Origin of the sequence: Actimicrobium sp. CCC2.4, assembly GCF_034347385.1 — a bacterium.
Classification (GTDB): Bacteria; Pseudomonadota; Gammaproteobacteria; order Burkholderiales; family Burkholderiaceae_D; genus Actimicrobium.
In genome coordinates this window covers 3,494,205-3,510,366 of the sequence record NZ_CP133777.1, presented here as the reverse complement: position 1 = coordinate 3,510,366, position 16,162 = coordinate 3,494,205, and the positions used below count along the sequence as shown (strand labels likewise).

The 16,162-nt window shown below is 57.7% G+C and carries 14 protein-coding genes; 12 read left to right on the top strand and 2 right to left on the bottom strand.

All coding sequences use genetic code 11. The features are described from left to right. Positions 1-85: 85 nt before the first annotated feature. From RHM62_RS16145 to RHM62_RS16130, 4 genes are all read left to right on the top strand, one after another. On the top strand, positions 86-1,714 hold the full coding sequence (locus tag RHM62_RS16145) for an OFA family MFS transporter (protein WP_322123075.1): 1,629 nt from the start codon (positions 86-88) through the stop codon (positions 1,712-1,714). A 27-nt stretch (positions 1,715-1,741) separates the two neighbouring features. Next, positions 1,742-3,463, top strand: coding sequence for an NADH-ubiquinone oxidoreductase-F iron-sulfur binding region domain-containing protein (locus RHM62_RS16140; protein WP_322123074.1), 1,722 nt, complete (start codon positions 1,742-1,744; stop codon positions 3,461-3,463). After that, positions 3,460-6,276: a formate dehydrogenase subunit alpha gene (fdhF, locus tag RHM62_RS16135; RefSeq protein ID WP_322123073.1), complete on the top strand. Its 2,817-nt coding sequence runs from the start codon at positions 3,460-3,462 to the stop codon at positions 6,274-6,276. The genes RHM62_RS16140 and fdhF overlap by 4 nt, the downstream gene beginning before the upstream one ends. A gap of 180 nt (positions 6,277-6,456) precedes the next feature. Next, a complete protein-coding gene (locus RHM62_RS16130) occupies positions 6,457-6,732 on the top strand; it encodes an HU family DNA-binding protein (RefSeq protein ID WP_009665054.1) in 276 nt (91 codons plus the stop codon). A 92-nt stretch (positions 6,733-6,824) separates the two neighbouring features. Here RHM62_RS16130 and RHM62_RS16125 read toward each other — a convergent pair whose 3' ends face one another. Continuing rightward, entirely contained in the window at positions 6,825-7,139 is a 315-nt protein-coding gene (locus RHM62_RS16125; RefSeq protein ID WP_322123072.1) for a DUF5710 domain-containing protein, read from the bottom strand. A 317-nt stretch (positions 7,140-7,456) separates the two neighbouring features. Between RHM62_RS16125 and RHM62_RS16120 the strand changes: the two genes are divergently transcribed. The 7 genes from RHM62_RS16120 to RHM62_RS16090 all read left to right on the top strand — a co-directional run bounded on the left by RHM62_RS16120 (position 7,457) and on the right by RHM62_RS16090 (position 13,795). Continuing rightward, entirely contained in the window at positions 7,457-7,951 is a 495-nt protein-coding gene (locus RHM62_RS16120) for a glycine zipper 2TM domain-containing protein (RefSeq protein ID WP_322123071.1), read from the top strand. Between the two features lie 165 nt (positions 7,952-8,116). Beyond that, a complete protein-coding gene (locus RHM62_RS16115; RefSeq protein ID WP_322123070.1) occupies positions 8,117-8,764 on the top strand; it encodes a phosphatase PAP2 family protein in 648 nt (215 codons plus the stop codon). Between the two features lie 94 nt (positions 8,765-8,858). Beyond that, entirely contained in the window at positions 8,859-9,149 is a 291-nt protein-coding gene (locus RHM62_RS16110; protein ID WP_322123069.1) for a hypothetical protein, read from the top strand. A gap of 122 nt (positions 9,150-9,271) precedes the next feature. Further along, a complete protein-coding gene (locus RHM62_RS16105; RefSeq protein WP_322123068.1) occupies positions 9,272-9,769 on the top strand; it encodes a glycine zipper 2TM domain-containing protein in 498 nt (165 codons plus the stop codon). A gap of 150 nt (positions 9,770-9,919) precedes the next feature. After that, the gene (locus tag RHM62_RS16100; RefSeq protein ID WP_322123067.1) at positions 9,920-11,599 is read left to right on the top strand and encodes a peptide chain release factor 3; all 1,680 of its coding nucleotides are present in this window, start codon (positions 9,920-9,922) and stop codon (positions 11,597-11,599) included. A 204-nt stretch (positions 11,600-11,803) separates the two neighbouring features. Further along, complete coding sequence (locus tag RHM62_RS16095; protein ID WP_322123066.1) at positions 11,804-12,373, top strand: hypothetical protein; 570 nt, start codon at positions 11,804-11,806, stop codon at positions 12,371-12,373. A gap of 84 nt (positions 12,374-12,457) precedes the next feature. Continuing rightward, positions 12,458-13,795 carry a TAXI family TRAP transporter solute-binding subunit gene (locus RHM62_RS16090; RefSeq protein WP_322123065.1) on the top strand — a complete coding sequence of 446 codons (1,338 nt, stop codon included), beginning with the start codon at positions 12,458-12,460 and terminating at the stop codon, positions 13,793-13,795. Here the strand turns inward: RHM62_RS16090 and RHM62_RS16085 are convergent. Continuing rightward, positions 13,792-14,256 (bottom strand): rhodanese-like domain-containing protein, encoded by a 465-nt coding sequence (locus tag RHM62_RS16085; protein ID WP_322123064.1) that lies wholly within the window; start codon positions 14,254-14,256, stop codon positions 13,792-13,794. The two genes, RHM62_RS16090 and RHM62_RS16085, sit on opposite strands and share 4 nt — an antisense overlap. Positions 14,257-14,643: 387 nt before the next feature. Between RHM62_RS16085 and glnA the strand changes: the two genes are divergently transcribed. After that, complete coding sequence (gene glnA / locus RHM62_RS16080) at positions 14,644-16,059, top strand: type I glutamate--ammonia ligase (protein ID WP_322123063.1); 1,416 nt, start codon at positions 14,644-14,646, stop codon at positions 16,057-16,059. The last annotated feature ends 103 nt before the right edge of the window (positions 16,060-16,162 follow it).

Here is a 16,162-nt window from a genome sequence, read left to right as displayed (position 1 = left end):
GTTATTTTCGGCCGAGCTCTTGCGCAGGCTACAACAAAATATAAGCACTGCCAAGCATATGAAAACAATAGAGGAGACAACCGACATGTTCGATTTTTTGGCCAAGGAAAAAACCATCGCCGGCGCCGGCTTCAATCGCTGGCTGGTGCCGCCGGCGGCACTGGCGATTCATTTGTGTATCGGTATGGCCTACGGCTTTTCGGTGTTCTGGTTGCCGCTGTCGAAGGCAATCGGCATCAAGGATCCGGTCGCGTGCGCCAAGGAAATGGGATTTTTTGCCGAGCTCTTCGCTACCACGTGCGACTGGAAAATCTCGTTGCTGGGCTGGATGTACACGCTGTTTTTTGTTTTTCTTGGCTCGTCGGCAGCGATTTTTGGCGGCTGGCTCGAGCATGCCGGTCCGCGCAAGGCGGGGGTGGTATCGGCCCTGTGCTGGTGCGGCGGGCTGGTTATTTCGGCGCTGGGGATTTACACCCACCAGATCTGGCTGATGTGGCTGGGCTCCGGCGTGATCGGCGGCATCGGCCTTGGCCTCGGGTACATATCGCCGGTGTCGACGCTGATCAAGTGGTTTCCGGACCGGCGCGGCATGGCCACCGGCATGGCGATCATGGGTTTCGGCGGCGGCGCGATGATCGGTGCGCCACTGGCCGACAAGCTGATGAAATTTTATGCCACGCCGGTCTCGGTCGGTGTCTGGGAAACCTTCCTGACGCTGGCGGCGATCTACCTGGTGTTCATGCTGTGCGGCGCTTTCGGGTATCGCGTGCCGCCGTCGGGCTGGAAGCCGGCCGGCTGGAGTGCCGCCGTTGCCAAGACCAGCAATGTGATGATCACCAGCCGCCACGTGCACTTGTCGGTGGCCAGCAAAACCCGCACTTTCTGGCTGTTGTGGGCGGTGCTGACGCTCAATGTATCAGCCGGCATCGGCATTCTGGGGATGGCGTCGCCGCTGCTGCAGGAAGTGTTCGGCGGACGCCTGATTGGCGTCGACCTGCCCTTCAATGACTTGTCCGGCGCACAGAAAGGCCAAATCGCCGCGATCGCGGCGGGCTTCACCGGACTGCTGTCACTGTTCAATATCGGTGGCCGGTTCGTGTGGGCGTCGCTGTCGGATTACATCGGTCGCAAGTCGACCTACTTCGTCTTTTTTGCGCTCGGCTTTGTGCTGTATGCGTCGATTCCGTCGGCGGCTCACGCCGGTTTGCTGGGCGTGTTCGTGCTGGCGTTTTGCCTGATCCTGTCGATGTACGGCGGCGGCTTTGCGACGATTCCTGCTTATCTGGCCGACATGTTCGGCACGCAAATGGTCGGTGCGATTCATGGCCGCTTGCTGACAGCGTGGGCCACGGCCGGCGTGCTCGGGCCGGTGCTGGTGAACTATATCCGCGAATACCAGATCGCCAATGGCGTGCCGAAAGCCCAGGCTTACGACATCACGATGTACATCCTGTCGGGCATGCTGGTGCTGGGATTTATCTGCAACATGCTGGTACGGCCGGTGGCCGACAAGGATTTCATGACCGATGCCGAACTGGCCGAAGAGCGCCGGTTGGCGCATGACCGTGCGGTCGCGACCAGTGTCGGCGGCAGCACGGCCAGCGACGTCGCCAGCAGTCCGGTGATGGTCGCGCTGGCCTGGGCTGCGGTCGGGATTCCGCTGGCGATCGGGGTCGGCATCACGCTGCAGAAAGCCGCCATTCTTTTCAAGTAGTCACATCGTCTTCATATCGAGGTTGTAGTGAAACACTCCGTTATTCCGATCGCCGTTGCCGCCACCCGCCAACGCAAACGCGAAGCTCCGAAAGGGCGTCGCGTCCAGCCACACGCACTGGCCGAGGTGCAAGCCCTGCTGGGAAATGCCTCGCGCCAGGCGGATTTGTTGATCGAGTATTTGCATGCGATTAATGATCGCTACGGCCAGCTCGGCACGCCGCATCTGGCGGCGCTGGCGCAAGAGATGCGCCTGTCGCAAGCCGCCGTCTACGAAGTCGCGACCTTCTATCATCACTTTGATGTGGTGCGCGAAGACAGCGATGGTGAGGTCGCGGCCGCGCCATCGATGACGGTGCGGGTGTGCGATGGCTTGTCCTGCGAGATGGCCGGCGCGCGTGATTTGCTCGATCGTTTGCCGGCCTTGCTGGGTACGACGATCCGGGTAATTCCGGCGCCCTGTGTCGGGCGTTGCGAGCAGGCACCGGTGGTGGTGGTGGGTCAGTTGCCGCTGGTGCATGCCGATGTCGATCAAGTGGTGGCGGCGGTGCAGGCCGGCACCGTCGTGCACGTGCCGGCACCGTACATCGACCTCGCGGCTTATCGCACTTATGGCGGATACGGTTTGCTGGCGGAGTGCGTCAGCGGTACGCGCGCGCTGGAATCGGTCCTCAAGACAATGGAGGATTCGGGCTTGCGCGGTCTCGGCGGCGCCGGTTTTCCGGCTGGCCGCAAATGGCGCATCGTCGGTGCTGAAGCCGGACCACGCCTGATGGCGATCAATATCGATGAAGGCGAACCGGGCACCTTCAAGGACCGCACGTATCTGGAACGCGATCCGCATCGCTTCCTGGAAGGCATGCTGATCGCGGCCTGGGCGGTCGGTATCGACGACATCTACATTTATTTGCGCGACGAATACCATGCCTGCCGCGCGCTGCTGGAAACCGAGCTGGCGCAACTGCGCGCTGATCCACCGATGGACAACATGCCGGCGATCCATTTGCGGCGCGGTGCCGGTGCCTACATTTGCGGCGAAGAATCCGCGATGATCGAATCGATCGAAGGCAAGCGCGGCCTGCCGCGTTTGCGCCCGCCGTATGTGGCGCAGGTGGGCTTGTTCGGACGGCCCACGCTCGCGCACAATTTCGAGACGCTGTACTGGGTGCGGCGCATCCTCGAAGAGGGGGGCGAGTGGTTCGCCAGTCATGGTCGCCATGGCCGCAAGGGATTGCGTTCGTTTTCGGTATCGGGCCGGATCCGCTTGCCGGGCGTGCATCTGGCCCCGGCCGGGATCACGATCCAGGAACTGATCGACGAGTATTGCGGTGGCATGCAGGAGGGTCATCAGCTGTATGCGTATCTGCCGGGCGGTGCCTCGGGCGGGATTTTGCCGGCGTCGATGAATGCGATTCCGCTGGATTTCGATACCTTGCAGGAGCATGGCTGCTTCATTGGATCGGCTGCCATCGTGGTGCTGTCACAGCACGATACGGCGGTCAATGCGGCGCGTAACCTGATGCGTTTTTTCAAGGAAGAATCGTGCGGCCAGTGCACGCCATGCCGGGTCGGTACGGCCAAGGCATTGGCGCTGATCGAGCAGCCGCAGTGGGATATCGCCTTGCTGGCGGACTTGTCGACGGTGATGCGCGATGCCTCGATTTGCGGGCTGGGGCAAGCCGCGCCGAATCCTATCGATTGTGTGGTGCGGTATTTTCCGCACGAACTGAGCCGTGGAGCAGCAACATGAATGCGATTACCCGCCAGGATTTATCGGCCATCGATGTCGCCATGGTCGAGTTCACGATCAACGGTCGCGCAGTCAGTGCGCGCAGTAATGAAACCCTGATCGAAGTGGCCGACCGCGAGGGCATCGAGGTGCCGCGCCTATGCTACAAGCCGGGCCTCGATGCGGTCGGCAACTGCCGCGCCTGCATGGTCGAGATCGACGGCGAGCGGGTGCTGGCACCGTCGTGCTGCCGCGCGCCGAAAGCCGGCATGGTGGTCACCACCGATAGCGCACGCGCGCTCAAAGCGCAGCAGATGGTGCTCGAAATGCTGCAATCCGATATGCCCGAGACGGCTTACACGCGCCACAACGAAGTCGATCAGTGGGCACTCAAGCTGGCCGTCGGCAAGCCCCGCTTTGCGCCGCGCGAAGCGGTCCGGCCTGACCATTCGCATCCGGCCATGACGGTCAATCTGGATGCCTGCATCCAGTGCACGCGCTGCGTGCGGGCTTGTCGTGACGAGCAGGTCAATGACGTGATCGGACTGGCGTTCCGTGGCAGTCATGCCGAGATCGTGTTCGACATGGGCGACCCGATGGGAAACTCGACCTGCGTGGCTTGCGGCGAATGCGTGCAGGCTTGCCCGACCGGCGCGCTGATGCCGGCGCGCGATGCCGCGCTGGCGGTGCCGGACAAGCAGGTCGATTCGGTGTGTCCGTATTGCGGCGTCGGCTGTCAGCTGACTTATCACGTCAAGGACAACAAGATCCTGCATGTCGAGGGTCGTGATGGTCCGGCCAATCACAAGCGGTTGTGCGTCAAGGGACGCTACGGTTTTGATTACGCCCAGCATCCGCAGCGCCTGACGGTGCCGCTGATTCGTCGTGCCGATGCGCCCAAGCGCGGCGATTTTTCGATGGATCCGGACCGGGTTTTCGACGTGTTCCGCGAGGCCAGCTGGGATGAGGCGCTGGATCTGGTCGCCAGCAAGTTTGTCGCGATCCGCGACACGCATGGCAAGAAAGCGCTGGCCGGTTTCGGCTCGGCCAAGTGCAGCAACGAAGAAGCGTATCTGTTCCAGAAGCTGATACGGACCGGCTTCGGTTCGAACAATGTCGACCATTGCACGCGCTTGTGCCATGCGTCGTCGGTGGTGGCTTTGCTCGAAGGCATAGGATCAGGCGCCGTGTCGAATCCGGTGATGGACGTCACCAAGGCCGATGTCGTCATTGTCATCGGTGCCAATCCGACCGTGAATCATCCGGTTGCCGCAACCTGGATCAAGAACGCGGTGCGCAACGGCACGCGGCTGATCGTGATGGATCCGCGTCGCTCGGACCTGTCGCGCCTGGCGCATCGCTTCGTCCAGTTCAAGCCCGATACCGATGTCGCGTTGCTCAATGCAATGATGTACGTGATCATTCACGACGGGCTGGTTGACCAGGACTTCATTGCCGGCCGGACGATAGGCTACGAGGAATTGAAGGCCAATGTCGAGGGTTACAGCCCCGAGCTGATGGCACCGATTTGTGGTGTCGAAGCAGAGACCATCCGCTACATTGCGCGCCTGTATGCGAGCTCGAAAGGCTCGATGATTTTGTGGGGCATGGGGATCTCGCAGCATGTGCACGGCACCGACAATGCGCGCTGCCTGATCGCGCTGGCACTGATGACCGGCCAGATCGGCCGGCCCGGTACCGGCCTGCATCCGCTGCGCGGACAGAACAATGTGCAGGGGGCATCGGATGCGGGATTGATCCCGATGATGTATCCGGATTACCAGCGCGTGGACAATCCTGCCGCCATCGCCAAGTTCGAAAAGCTGTGGGGCATGCCGCTCGATGCGCAGCCGGGCTTGACCGTGGTCGAGGTGATGAATGCGATCAAGGCAGGCAGCGTGCGCGGCATGTACATCATGGGTGAAAATCCGGCGATGTCGGATCCGGATGCGAACCATGCGCGCGAAGCGCTGGCGGCACTGGAGCATCTGGTGGTGCAGGATATTTTCCTGACCGAGACCGCGTATCTGGCCGATGTGATTTTGCCGGCGACCGCCTTCGCAGAAAAAACCGGCAGCTTCACCAATACCGACCGCTTGGTGCAGATGGGTCGTCAGGCGCTCGATGCACCGGGTCAGGCGCGTCAGGATTTGTGGATCATCGAGCAGATCGCCGCGCGGATGGGGTTGGACTGGCAGTACGACAGCGTGGCCGATGTGTTCGAGGAAATGCGCAGTTGTATGCCGAGCATAGGCGGCATGCGCTGGGAGCGGCTGGAGCGCGAGCAAGCCATCACCTATCCATGCGAAAACGAAGGTGATCCCGGTCAGGCTGTGGTCTTCACCGAGCACTTTCCGACCGATAGCGGCAAGGCGCGGTTTGTTCCAGCGGACATCATTCCAGCCAACGAACGGCCCGATGCCGAGTACCCGTACGTGCTCATTACCGGCCGTCAGCTGGAGCACTGGCATACCGGCAGCATGACGCGCCGTACGGCCGTACTCGATGCGCTGGAACCCGATCCGGTGGCGCAGATCCATCCGCTTGATCTGGCTGCACTGGGAGGGCAACCGGGCGACGTGATCACGCTGGAATCGCGGCGCGGACAGGTCACGCTGTACGCGCGTGCCGATGACAGTTCGCCGCGCGGTGCGATCTTCGTGCCGTTCTGCTATTACGAAGCGGCGATCAACAAGCTCACTAATTCGGCGCTCGACCCGTTCGGCAAAATCCCGGAGTTCAAGTATTGTGCAATCCGGATGCGGCTTGGGGGTATCATCACCGCGCAAACCAGTTATGGTGGCGGGCAAATATTGGCCGGCCGCGATGATTGATGCAACTTCGCGTGCCAGCGCTGGTCGATTACCAGCGACTTGCTAACCTGGTTCATGCATGGCGGCGACATCGTCCTGTTTGCCGTGCGCCGCACTGCAACACGACTGCCATGCAGAAAACCGCACCTTTTCACCAAGCGCTGATGCTAAAATCCGCGCTCATCTTTCCTTGGAGTCCTCATGAATAAAACTGAACTGATCGATGCCATCGCAGCTGATTGCGATCTTCCTAAAACTGTTGCCCAACGCGCACTCGAATCCATCCTGTCGAATGTGATCCAGGCCGTGGTCAATGGTGATTCGGTACAGCTGATCGGTTTTGGCGCTTTTGCTTCCGGTAGCCGCGCAGAGCGTACAGGCCGCAACCCGCGTACTGGCGAAGAGATCAAAATTGCTGCAGCGAAAACGGTCAAGTTTTCTGCTGGCAAAGCGTTCAAAGACGCCGTCAACAAGTAATCGTCAACCAGTAATTCGTGGTTTCCGCAGAAGAGCGCCCATCGTCGATGGGCGTTTTTTTTTGCTGATTTTTGTAGTGCGGCAGTGGATTGCTATTTGCTGCGCTGACCGGCGCGGTGTCTGGCGACAATGTCGTCGCAGTCTGTGCAGGGTTCCCAGGGGATACAGTCGTGGTCCAGTGGCAGGTAGTTGTCCCCGGTAATCGTTAATCCGACTTCCATCATCGAAGGTCCTTTCGGCGCGCTGCTGCCGGGAGCGCTGCCGGCCGTCGCTTGCGGATGCCATTTATCGAACAGTGCACTGTTGGCACCGTCGGGGATGTACCATTTTTTTTGTGCGGCATTCCAGCGTGCACCCAGCGCTTTGGCCTGATCTTTTTCGGCAAACGGTACGGTCAACAATATCATGGTGGTTTTCCTGGCAGGATGGGGGCAAAAGGCTAGGCGCGAAGTCTACTTGCACGTGCAGCTTAGAAGCAACTGCAAAGCAAAGTTCACGGGAATGTTGTACTTTGCGTTCACTGCAACGGGTGTTTCCAGCTTGCCGTGCGATGATGCCGAAGAAGATTCGCAGCCGCCCGGGAACGACCGCAGCTCCGGCTTTTGCAGTTGTAATAGTCTGTGTCTCCGATCTGTATTTTCAGGATCGGTCGCTATATTGATAACCAATCCCCGGTGTCATTGTCGCCATATCTGGCCGTCACGCGGGACTCGAGGAGGTCCTTATGTTGATTCGAAAATATCTTTCCGTCCTGTTGATGACATTTGCCGCTGTGAGCACGACGGCACAAGCCGGTGATCGCGGTGTCGATACGGCAGTAGGTGCCGTTTTTGGTGCCGCCATCGGCAGCTCGGTAGGGGGCCGCAATGGGGCGATCGTTGGCGGCGTGCTTGGCGCTGCAGTCGGTGCCAGTGCCAACAACAATTCCTACCAGGGCCGCGCAACGTATTACCAGCCAGCCCCGACTTACTATCAGCCTCAGCCAACGTATTATCAGCCGCAGCCAACGTACTACCAGGCGCAGCCGACGTATTACCAGACACAGCCTAGCTACTACCAACAGCCGCAGCCGGTCTATGTGGCTCCCGCCACGATTTATGTTCAGCCGTCGTATCGCGGAAACGAGTGGCAGGGCAGGCGCGAGTGGCGTGAAGAACGCCATGAGCGTCACTGGCGTCACGGCGACGACTGGCGTGGCCGGGACGGCGACCGTCACTGATTAGCTGAGCCAATCAGCTGGAAGCGCGTCAGAAGACTGGTTCGGCAGCGTTGCTCAACAAGGGTCCGGTGCATTCATGCACCGGACCCTTGTGCATTTCCGGTGTGGCGACATCCAGCTTTCGCGTAGGATAATCTCGCAATTAATTTTCCAGAAAGAAATAATTTGCCCTATTTAATTCCGATGACTGCATGGTTGCGTCTAACCAGCTTCGGTGATTCAGTGGTGACAATTCCTGCCGCTGCCGCCATTGTTCTCTGGCTACTATCCGGGCGCGCCTGGCGCATGGCGCTATGGTGGATCGTCCTGTTCGGAGCCGGGATGACGCTCGTGGTGGCGACCAAAATCGCTTTTATCGGTTGGGGTGTCGGTATTACTGCCATTGACTTCACCGGTATCAGTGGTCATGCGATGCGGGCAACTGCAGTACTGCCGGTCATCGGCTTCCTTGCGTTCAACGGAGGCCGCCAACGGGTTCGACTGGCCGGCTTCGCTGTCGGGCTTGCCATTGCTCTGCTTATTTCCGTCTCGCGTGTCATGGTCGATGCGCACTCGGTTTCCGAAGCAGTCAGCGGGGCTTTGCTCGGTACCGCGACCAGCTTGTTCTTCATGCGCATCACCGCGACGAGTGTCTTACCCGTGCTCAATGGCTGGCTGGTTGCGCTTTCGCTGGCGGGATTGTTCTGGGTCTCTTCCGCCGAGCCTGCGCCGACACAGGAATTAATGACGGATATTGCCTTGAAGCTCTCTGGACATGACCGTCCTTTCACGCGTGCCGACTGGGTTGTCCAATCAGGTACCAGGATGCCGTGATTGATGCACATAGCCAGGTAGATGACGATCCGCTTATACTTTCTGCCAGGCCCGCCAGACTGTTTTCGCAGTCGCCTTTATCAGGAGAGCACGCATGTTTTTGGATCACCCCACCATCACCGCAACGAGCGCGAGTACCGAGCCTGATCGCATCGAACGACTCAATCGAGTGTATGGCTATGTAGTCGGGCTTGCCGACTATCTTCAAAATCCTGGATTCATTACAAAAATCTGGCAGATTCACGACCACAAGGGAACATTGCTCGTAATCTGGTTATCGCAGCCGACTGATGCCGAAAAAGGATATTTTGAAAAAGCCTGGGCTAGTAAGCTCGGCGATAGCTCCAATAGCGTCGAGCACGAGCTGAAAGGGGTCAAGGCGTAGCCGGGAGTCGCAAAAAAGCGCCGGTAAGGACGCTTCCCGACACAAGTGATTACAATATTCGCCGTGATGGCAACACTGACTTTGTGTGGCCAAACTACACTAGGTAAAACAACGGGGGAATCATGAAAAAATCATACAAGACCGCAGTTGCCCTTCTTCTGGCCACCGCGTTTTCGGGCATCGCACAGGCAGCTGACTTCGAGGATACGGCCCGTGTCGTCAGGGTTGTACCGCAGGTCGAGCAGTTCAATCAGCCACAACAGGAGTGCCGTAACGAATATGTTCAGGCGCAACGCCAGGATCGTAATTATGGTGGTTCCATCATTGGCGGATTAGCGGGTGGATTACTGGGTAATCAGGTTGGTGGCGGCAGCGGCCGAACGGTAGCAACAGCGGCTGGCGCGATTGCCGGTGCCATTGTCGGTGACCGGGTCGAAAACAATAATCAGCAACCGTCCGAGCAAGTTGTTCGTCAATGCCGTACCGTCGATAACTGGCAGTCGCGTAACAATGGCTATGCAGTGACCTACGAGTACAACGGTCGCACTTACACTAGCATGATGCCTTATGATCCAGGGGAGCGGCTCCGGCTTCGCGTATCACTAACCCCTCGCAATTAAGTTTAAAAATCAGTTTCACGTAAAACCCGTGCACCGCAAGAGGCACGGGTTTTTGTTCTTTCAGTTTCTACGCATGCTTGTTTTGATCGGCGGAATCGACTTCGCGGTCCAGAGCCGGTAGACTCTGCCCCTTTTCCGCAGGAACGCCCCATGGCAAGCAATCACGATTTACCCCACACCGATGCAGATGCCACGGCCGGACCGTCTCCTGCACAACCGCGCAATGTGTCTGCCGAACTGATCCGCCGTGAAGGCGGACGCCGGCGTACTTTCGGCATTATTTCCCATCCCGATGCCGGCAAGACCACGCTGACCGAAAAGCTGTTGCTGTTTTCAGGAGCGATCCAGCTGGCTGGTACCGTGAAGGCACGCAAGAGCGGTCGCCATGCAACGTCGGACTGGATGGAAATCGAAAAGCAGCGCGGCATTTCAGTCGCCAGTTCGGTCATGCAGTTCGAATATCGCGACCACGTCGTCAATCTGCTTGATACGCCAGGTCACCAGGATTTTTCGGAAGATACCTATCGGGTGCTGACCGCGGTCGACTCGGCACTTATGGTGATCGATGCCGCCAAAGGCGTCGAAACGCAAACGATCAAACTGCTCAACGTCTGCCGCATGCGCAGCACGCCCATCATCACGTTCATGAACAAGATGGACCGCGAGACACGCGATCCACTGGAACTGCTCGACGAACTGGAGTCAGTGCTGGATATCCAGTGTGCTCCGGTGACCTGGCCGATTGGCATGGGCAAGGCGTTTCGTGGCGTGTATCACTTACTACGCGATGAGATTTTGCTGTTCGCGCCGGGTGACGCCCGCGCCGATCAGGAGTTCGAAGTCATCAAGGGCATCGACAACCCCCGTCTCGCAGAGATGTTCCCGCGCGAGATTGAACAACTGAAGATGGAAGTCGAACTGGTGCACGGTGCGTCTCATCCGTTTGACCTTGCCGCATTTCTGGCGGGGACACAGACCCCGGTTTTCTTTGGTTCCGCGATTAATAACTTTGGCGTGCGGGAAATTCTCAATGCCTTGCTTGACTGGGCCCCGGCACCGCGTCCGAGGGATGCGAGTGTGCGCTCGGTCGAGCCGGGCGAAACGCCTTTTTCAGGTTTTGTCTTCAAGATTCAGGCCAATATGGATCCGGCGCACCGCGACCGGATTGCTTTCCTGCGGGTTTGTTCCGGACGTTTCGAACGCGGCATGAAGATCAAGCACCTGAGGCTGAACCGCGAAATCAAGGTCTCGAACGTGGTGACCTTCATGGCAGCGAGCCGCGAACAAGTCGAAGAAGCGTATGCCGGGGACATCATCGGTTTGCCGAATCACGGCAACATGCAGATCGGCGATAGTTTTTCGGAAGGCGAGCTGTTGCAGTTCACTGGCATTCCGTATTTTGCCCCGGACTTTTTCCGCTCGGTCCGTATCCGCAATCCCCTGAAGATCAAGCAATTGCACAAGGGCTTGCAACAGCTTGGTGAAGAAGGTGCCGTGCAGGTATTCAAGCCGGTGCACAGCGGCGACCTGATTCTGGGCGCGGTAGGGGTACTTCAGTTTGAGGTCGTGGCCAGTCGCTTGCTCAATGAGTATGGCGTCGATGCGGTATTCGAAGGCACCAGCATCAGCAGCGCGCGCTGGGTTACCGGCGAAGACAAGCGGGCGATTGCCGATTTTGAGAAGTCAGCTGCCGGGCACAATGTTGCCTTTGATGCCGCCGGCAATATGGCGTATCTAGCCACCTCCGGCGTCAACCTCCGGCATACCCAGGAACGCTGGCCCTTGCTGACGTTTCATGCGACGCGTGAACATGCTGTCAAACTTGAATGACACAGTTTTCATAACACTAAAAATAATTAAGCTTTTTGTATTAACCCAATAATCTGATTTAAATCAACCAGTCTGTCGCGTATTTCCCTATACTTTGGCGTACGCGATGAGACGGTTGAGTAGGATTAAGTCTGTCGCTGGTGAGAATTACCCCGTTCAAACCCGATGCCACCGTGAAACGGATGGCAGGCTTCAGGAGCCGTCATGCTTACTGCCACTTATTCGTTGCTCGCCATCCGGTCAGAGCAAAAAAATGTGTGCAGCATCCTTGCGAGGCTTCGCGGTCATGTGCAGTCAACCCGTCGGCAAGAAGAATGCGTTGATGCGTTGGGACTAGCGTCGATACTCAGTCAGTTGCAACAATTTGACAGATATTTTCATGCTCGCAAAATCGAGCGATATGTGATCCCTGCCGTGTGCTGTACGACTAACGAGGCCGATTTGCTGGTGGATAAACTGGAGATCCTCAGCAGTGCGGCGCGAAGGAGCCTGGCGTCGTTACAGCAACACGTGCAAGTGAGCGAAGTTACCGGAGACCATCCGACATTCTGTGCGGTCGCAGAGCAGTATTGCGATGCCATGCTCGCACGTCTAGTGAAAGAGGAAGAATCGCTGATGTCCCTGATCGGCGAGGTGCTAACCAGAGAGGACTTATTCGCTCTGGGTGCACGGTTCCTTGCCGATGACGGTAACAAATACACGTCGCGCCGCGTAGCGCCGCCGCTGGTACCGCTGGCACCCACAATGCCCGGCGAAAGAACGGCTACTTATTGATTCCTCCGGGCGTGCTATTTTTCCACTTGCACGCTAGCCGGATTGTCGGCATGGTGTCTCGACTCGTCCGAAGTGCGCCATGGCATGCCAAAAATTTTTGATTTCACCCGATTTTCGCTGCGCGACTTGTTCGCTACCGCAGCACCGACCCTGCTCGCCATCGCCGTGGTGGGTTTGCTCGTCTATTGGCTGGCAGATCCGTCACCGCCGTCACGTGTCACGATGTCAACCGGGCAGGAAAACAGTGCTTACGAACTGATCGGAAAAAAATACGCTGCCGAGTTGGCGCAACGCAATATTAAGGTCACGCTCGCACCGTCGCTAGGGTCGCAGGAAAATCTGCAACGGCTGATGGATCCGGACTCGGGAATTGATATCGGATTTGTTCAAAGCGGTTCTACCGAACAGGACGCCGCGGAGCGGCAGGGACTCATTTCTCTGGGGAGTTTATTTTCCGAACCGGTGTGGCTGTTTTATCGCGATAGCCATGACATCACTCAACTGAATCAGCTCAAGGGACTGCAGATCAATGTCGGGCCGGAAGGCACGGGCGTGCCGCTATTGTTCAGGAGACTGTTGTCGGTGAACGGTATTGAACCGGTTGAACTGACATTGGGGACGCTCGAAAATACCCCCGCAACAGTCGCCTTGTTGGCCGGAACGATCGACGGCATGGTGTTCAGTTCGGCGCCGGATGAATTGCTGATCCAGATGCTGCTGCAAACGCCAGGAATCAAATTATTTGATTTCACGCAAGCCGAAGCTTACACACGACGATTCCCTTTTCTGTCGCATGTCGTGCTACCGCGCGGTATCGTAGACCTCGGGCGGGATTTGCCGGCACGCGACTATCAGCTCATTGCACCAACCGCCACGCTGGTTGCGCGGGCGTCGATGCATCCGGCGCTGGTCGACCTGTTCGTCCAGTCTGCGACAAACATCCACGGTGGCGCAGGTTGGTTCCACAAACGTAATGAGTTCCCGACGGCTAACTTTACCGAGGTTCCGGTAGCGGCTGCGGCAGCGAAGTTCTATCAGACCGGCCCGTCATTTCTGCAGCACTATTTTCCGTTCTGGTTGTCGAGTTTCATGGAACGCATGTGGGTCGTCGTCGTTGCTGTCGGAGCACTATTCATTCCGTTGTCACGCATCGTGCCGCCGCTGTATGTGTGGAAGGTGCGTTCACGGGTCTATCGCTGGTACGGCCAGTTGCGGGCAGTCGAACAGGCTATTGAGGGCGTGTTACCGCCCCAACGCCGGGATGTCTATGCCCACCAGCTTGCCCGACTCAACCAGATTGAGGAAAAGGTTAACCAGATCTCTATTCCTTTGTCGTTTGCCGAGGAGCTCTACGGATTGCGCAGTCACATCAATTTTGTGCGCAAGCGCATTCTCGGTTTGCAGCAGGTCGCGGAGGGTTAAGCCCCTATCCACGGCAACCCTGCCTTGCACCATCCGGCTACCGTCTTGCGATGGCCGTCGGTATCGCGGTCGCCTTCGAAACCTTCCAGAATGTCGAAGCAATGCCGATAGCCGGATTCGGTGGCAAGCTTCGCTGCGTGGCGCGAGCGGACGCCAGAGCGGCACAGGAACAGGACGATGGTGTCTGCGCTGGCCAGGGCGGATAGTTCCTGTATGAAATGCGAATTGGGAACGGAGCCCGGATATAAGCTCCATTGCACGGCGAGGTGCTGAGCTTCCGCAATATTGACTTTGCCGACCCAGTCACGCTCGGCATTGGTCCGGACATCCACTAGCCGGATGTCGGGGTTATCAGCCAGTAACGCAAACGTATCGACCGGCGTGAGGGATCCGGCATAGGGCAAAGCATGGTCCTGGCCGTATTCGCGGGCGCGGGCCAATAAGTGTTCAGTCGATGTCATGCTGAAATCCAATCATGAAAAGTGGCAAGGGAGTAAACACATTCTCTGTTTAAGTTGGTGCGCTTTTGGTCGATTAAAATGCGACTGCACCAAGATGAAGAATTCGTACAGGATTCGGCACCATTGTGGCAGTGTCGTTGGCGGTACGATTCAGCGAAAAATTAAAGAACAGGCAGGATGCGCGCCAATATTGCCTGACTCCGGCATAATTTCGAGTGCCATAATTCGCGCCGGTCTTGGCATGGAATCTGCTATTGAATCTGCTATTATTTCACGCTGAGTTTTGGAACGTACGTAGCTTGCTGTTGACTACTTTCACATGCAATCATTCGGCTCACGACCATTTCGCACATTTTGGATTTTATTGATCTATCAGAGGAGATTCGCATGGCAATGACGGCAGCAGAAGTACTAAAAATGGCGAAAGACAACGAAGTCAAATTCGTTGATTTCCGTTTCGCCGATACCCGCGGTAAAGAACAGCACGTGACGGTTCCGGTTTCCCATTTCGACATGGACAAATTTGAGTCGGGTCATGCATTCGATGGCTCCTCCATCGCCGGCTGGAAAGGCATCGAATCCTCCGACATGATCCTGATGCCGGATCCAAACACCGCCAACATCGATCCATTCATGGAAGAAACCACGATGTTCATGCAGTGCGATGTCATCGAGCCATCCGATGGCAAGGGTTACGACCGTGACCCGCGCTCGATTGCCAAGCGCGCTGAAGCCTACCTGAAATCCTCCGGCCTGGGCGACACCGCCTACTTTGGTCCTGAGCCGGAATTCTTTATTTTCGACAGCGTACGCTGGAAGATCGGCATGGACGGTTGCTTCGTCAAGATCGATTCCGAAGAAGCCTCATGGAGCACCGGCGAGAAATTCGAAGGCGGCAACACCGGCCATCGGCCAGCCGTCAAGGGTGGTTACTTCCCGGTTCCGCCAGTCGATAGCATGCAGGACATGCGTTCGGAAATGTCGCTGATTCTTGAAGGCATGGGTATTCCTGTCGAAGTGCATCACCATGAAGTTGCCGGTGCCGGCCAGAATGAACTCGGTACCCGTTTCTCGACCCTGGTCGAGCGCGCCGACTGGACCCAGAACCTGAAATACGTGGTCTGGAATGTGGCGCACACCTACGGCAAGACGGCGACCTTCATGCCTAAGCCTATCGTGGGTGACAACGGTTCAGGCATGCACGTCCATCAATCAATCTGGAAAGATGGCAAGAACCTGTTCGCCGGCGACGGCTATGCCGGTCTGTCCGAGTTCGCGCTGTACTACATCGGCGGCATCATCAAGCATGCCCGTGCACTCAACGCCATCACCAACCCGGGTACGAATTCGTACAAGCGTCTGGTGCCAGGCTACGAAGCACCGGTCAAGCTGGCCTACTCAGCTCGTAACCGTTCGGCATCGATCCGCATCCCGCATGTGCCGAATCCAAAAGGCCGTCGCATCGAGACCCGTTTCCCGGATCCACTGGCCAATCCTTACCTGTGCTTCTCGGCACTGATGATGGCTGGTCTGGATGGCGTGCAAAACAAGATTCATCCGGGCGAAGCAGCCTCGAAAGACTTGTACCATTTGCCGCCGGAAGAAGACGCGCTGATCCCGACTGTCTGTTCGTCACTTGAGCAAGCGCTCGAGTACCTCAACAGCGACCGCGAATTCCTGACCCGTGGTGGTGTATTCAGCGACAGCATGATCGATGCCTACATCGAACTGAAAATGCAGGAAGTCACGCGTTTCCGCATGACGACGCATCCGGTCGAATTCGACATGTACTACTCGCTGTAAGACGTCGCTAAGCTGACGTGTAGTGCAAAGAAGGGCGGGATTTTTCCCGCCCTTTTTTATTTTGTATCCGCTCTCCGTGTTGTACGCCGGCGTGTGCGGTGGA

Excerpts from the sequence above, each read along its gene's own strand:
- glnA (WP_322123063.1), top strand. The coding sequence starts at position 14,644 with ATGGCAATGACGGCAGCAGAAGTACTAAAAATGGCGAAAGACAACGAA.
- RHM62_RS16105 (WP_322123068.1), top strand. The coding sequence starts at position 9,272 with ATGAAAAAATCATACAAGACCGCAGTTGCCCTTCTTCTGGCCACCGCG.
- RHM62_RS16130 (WP_009665054.1), top strand. The coding sequence starts at position 6,457 with ATGAATAAAACTGAACTGATCGATGCCATCGCAGCTGATTGCGATCTT.
- RHM62_RS16095 (WP_322123066.1), top strand. The coding sequence starts at position 11,804 with ATGCTTACTGCCACTTATTCGTTGCTCGCCATCCGGTCAGAGCAAAAA.
- RHM62_RS16120 (WP_322123071.1), top strand. The coding sequence starts at position 7,457 with ATGTTGATTCGAAAATATCTTTCCGTCCTGTTGATGACATTTGCCGCT.
- RHM62_RS16085 (WP_322123064.1), bottom strand. The coding sequence starts at position 14,256 with ATGACATCGACTGAACACTTATTGGCCCGCGCCCGCGAATACGGCCAG.
- RHM62_RS16145 (WP_322123075.1), top strand. The coding sequence starts at position 86 with ATGTTCGATTTTTTGGCCAAGGAAAAAACCATCGCCGGCGCCGGCTTC.
- RHM62_RS16125 (WP_322123072.1), bottom strand. The coding sequence starts at position 7,139 with ATGATATTGTTGACCGTACCGTTTGCCGAAAAAGATCAGGCCAAAGCG.
- RHM62_RS16100 (WP_322123067.1), top strand. The coding sequence starts at position 9,920 with ATGGCAAGCAATCACGATTTACCCCACACCGATGCAGATGCCACGGCC.
- RHM62_RS16090 (WP_322123065.1), top strand. The coding sequence starts at position 12,458 with ATGCCAAAAATTTTTGATTTCACCCGATTTTCGCTGCGCGACTTGTTC.
- RHM62_RS16110 (WP_322123069.1), top strand. The coding sequence starts at position 8,859 with ATGTTTTTGGATCACCCCACCATCACCGCAACGAGCGCGAGTACCGAG.
- fdhF (WP_322123073.1), top strand. The coding sequence starts at position 3,460 with ATGAATGCGATTACCCGCCAGGATTTATCGGCCATCGATGTCGCCATG.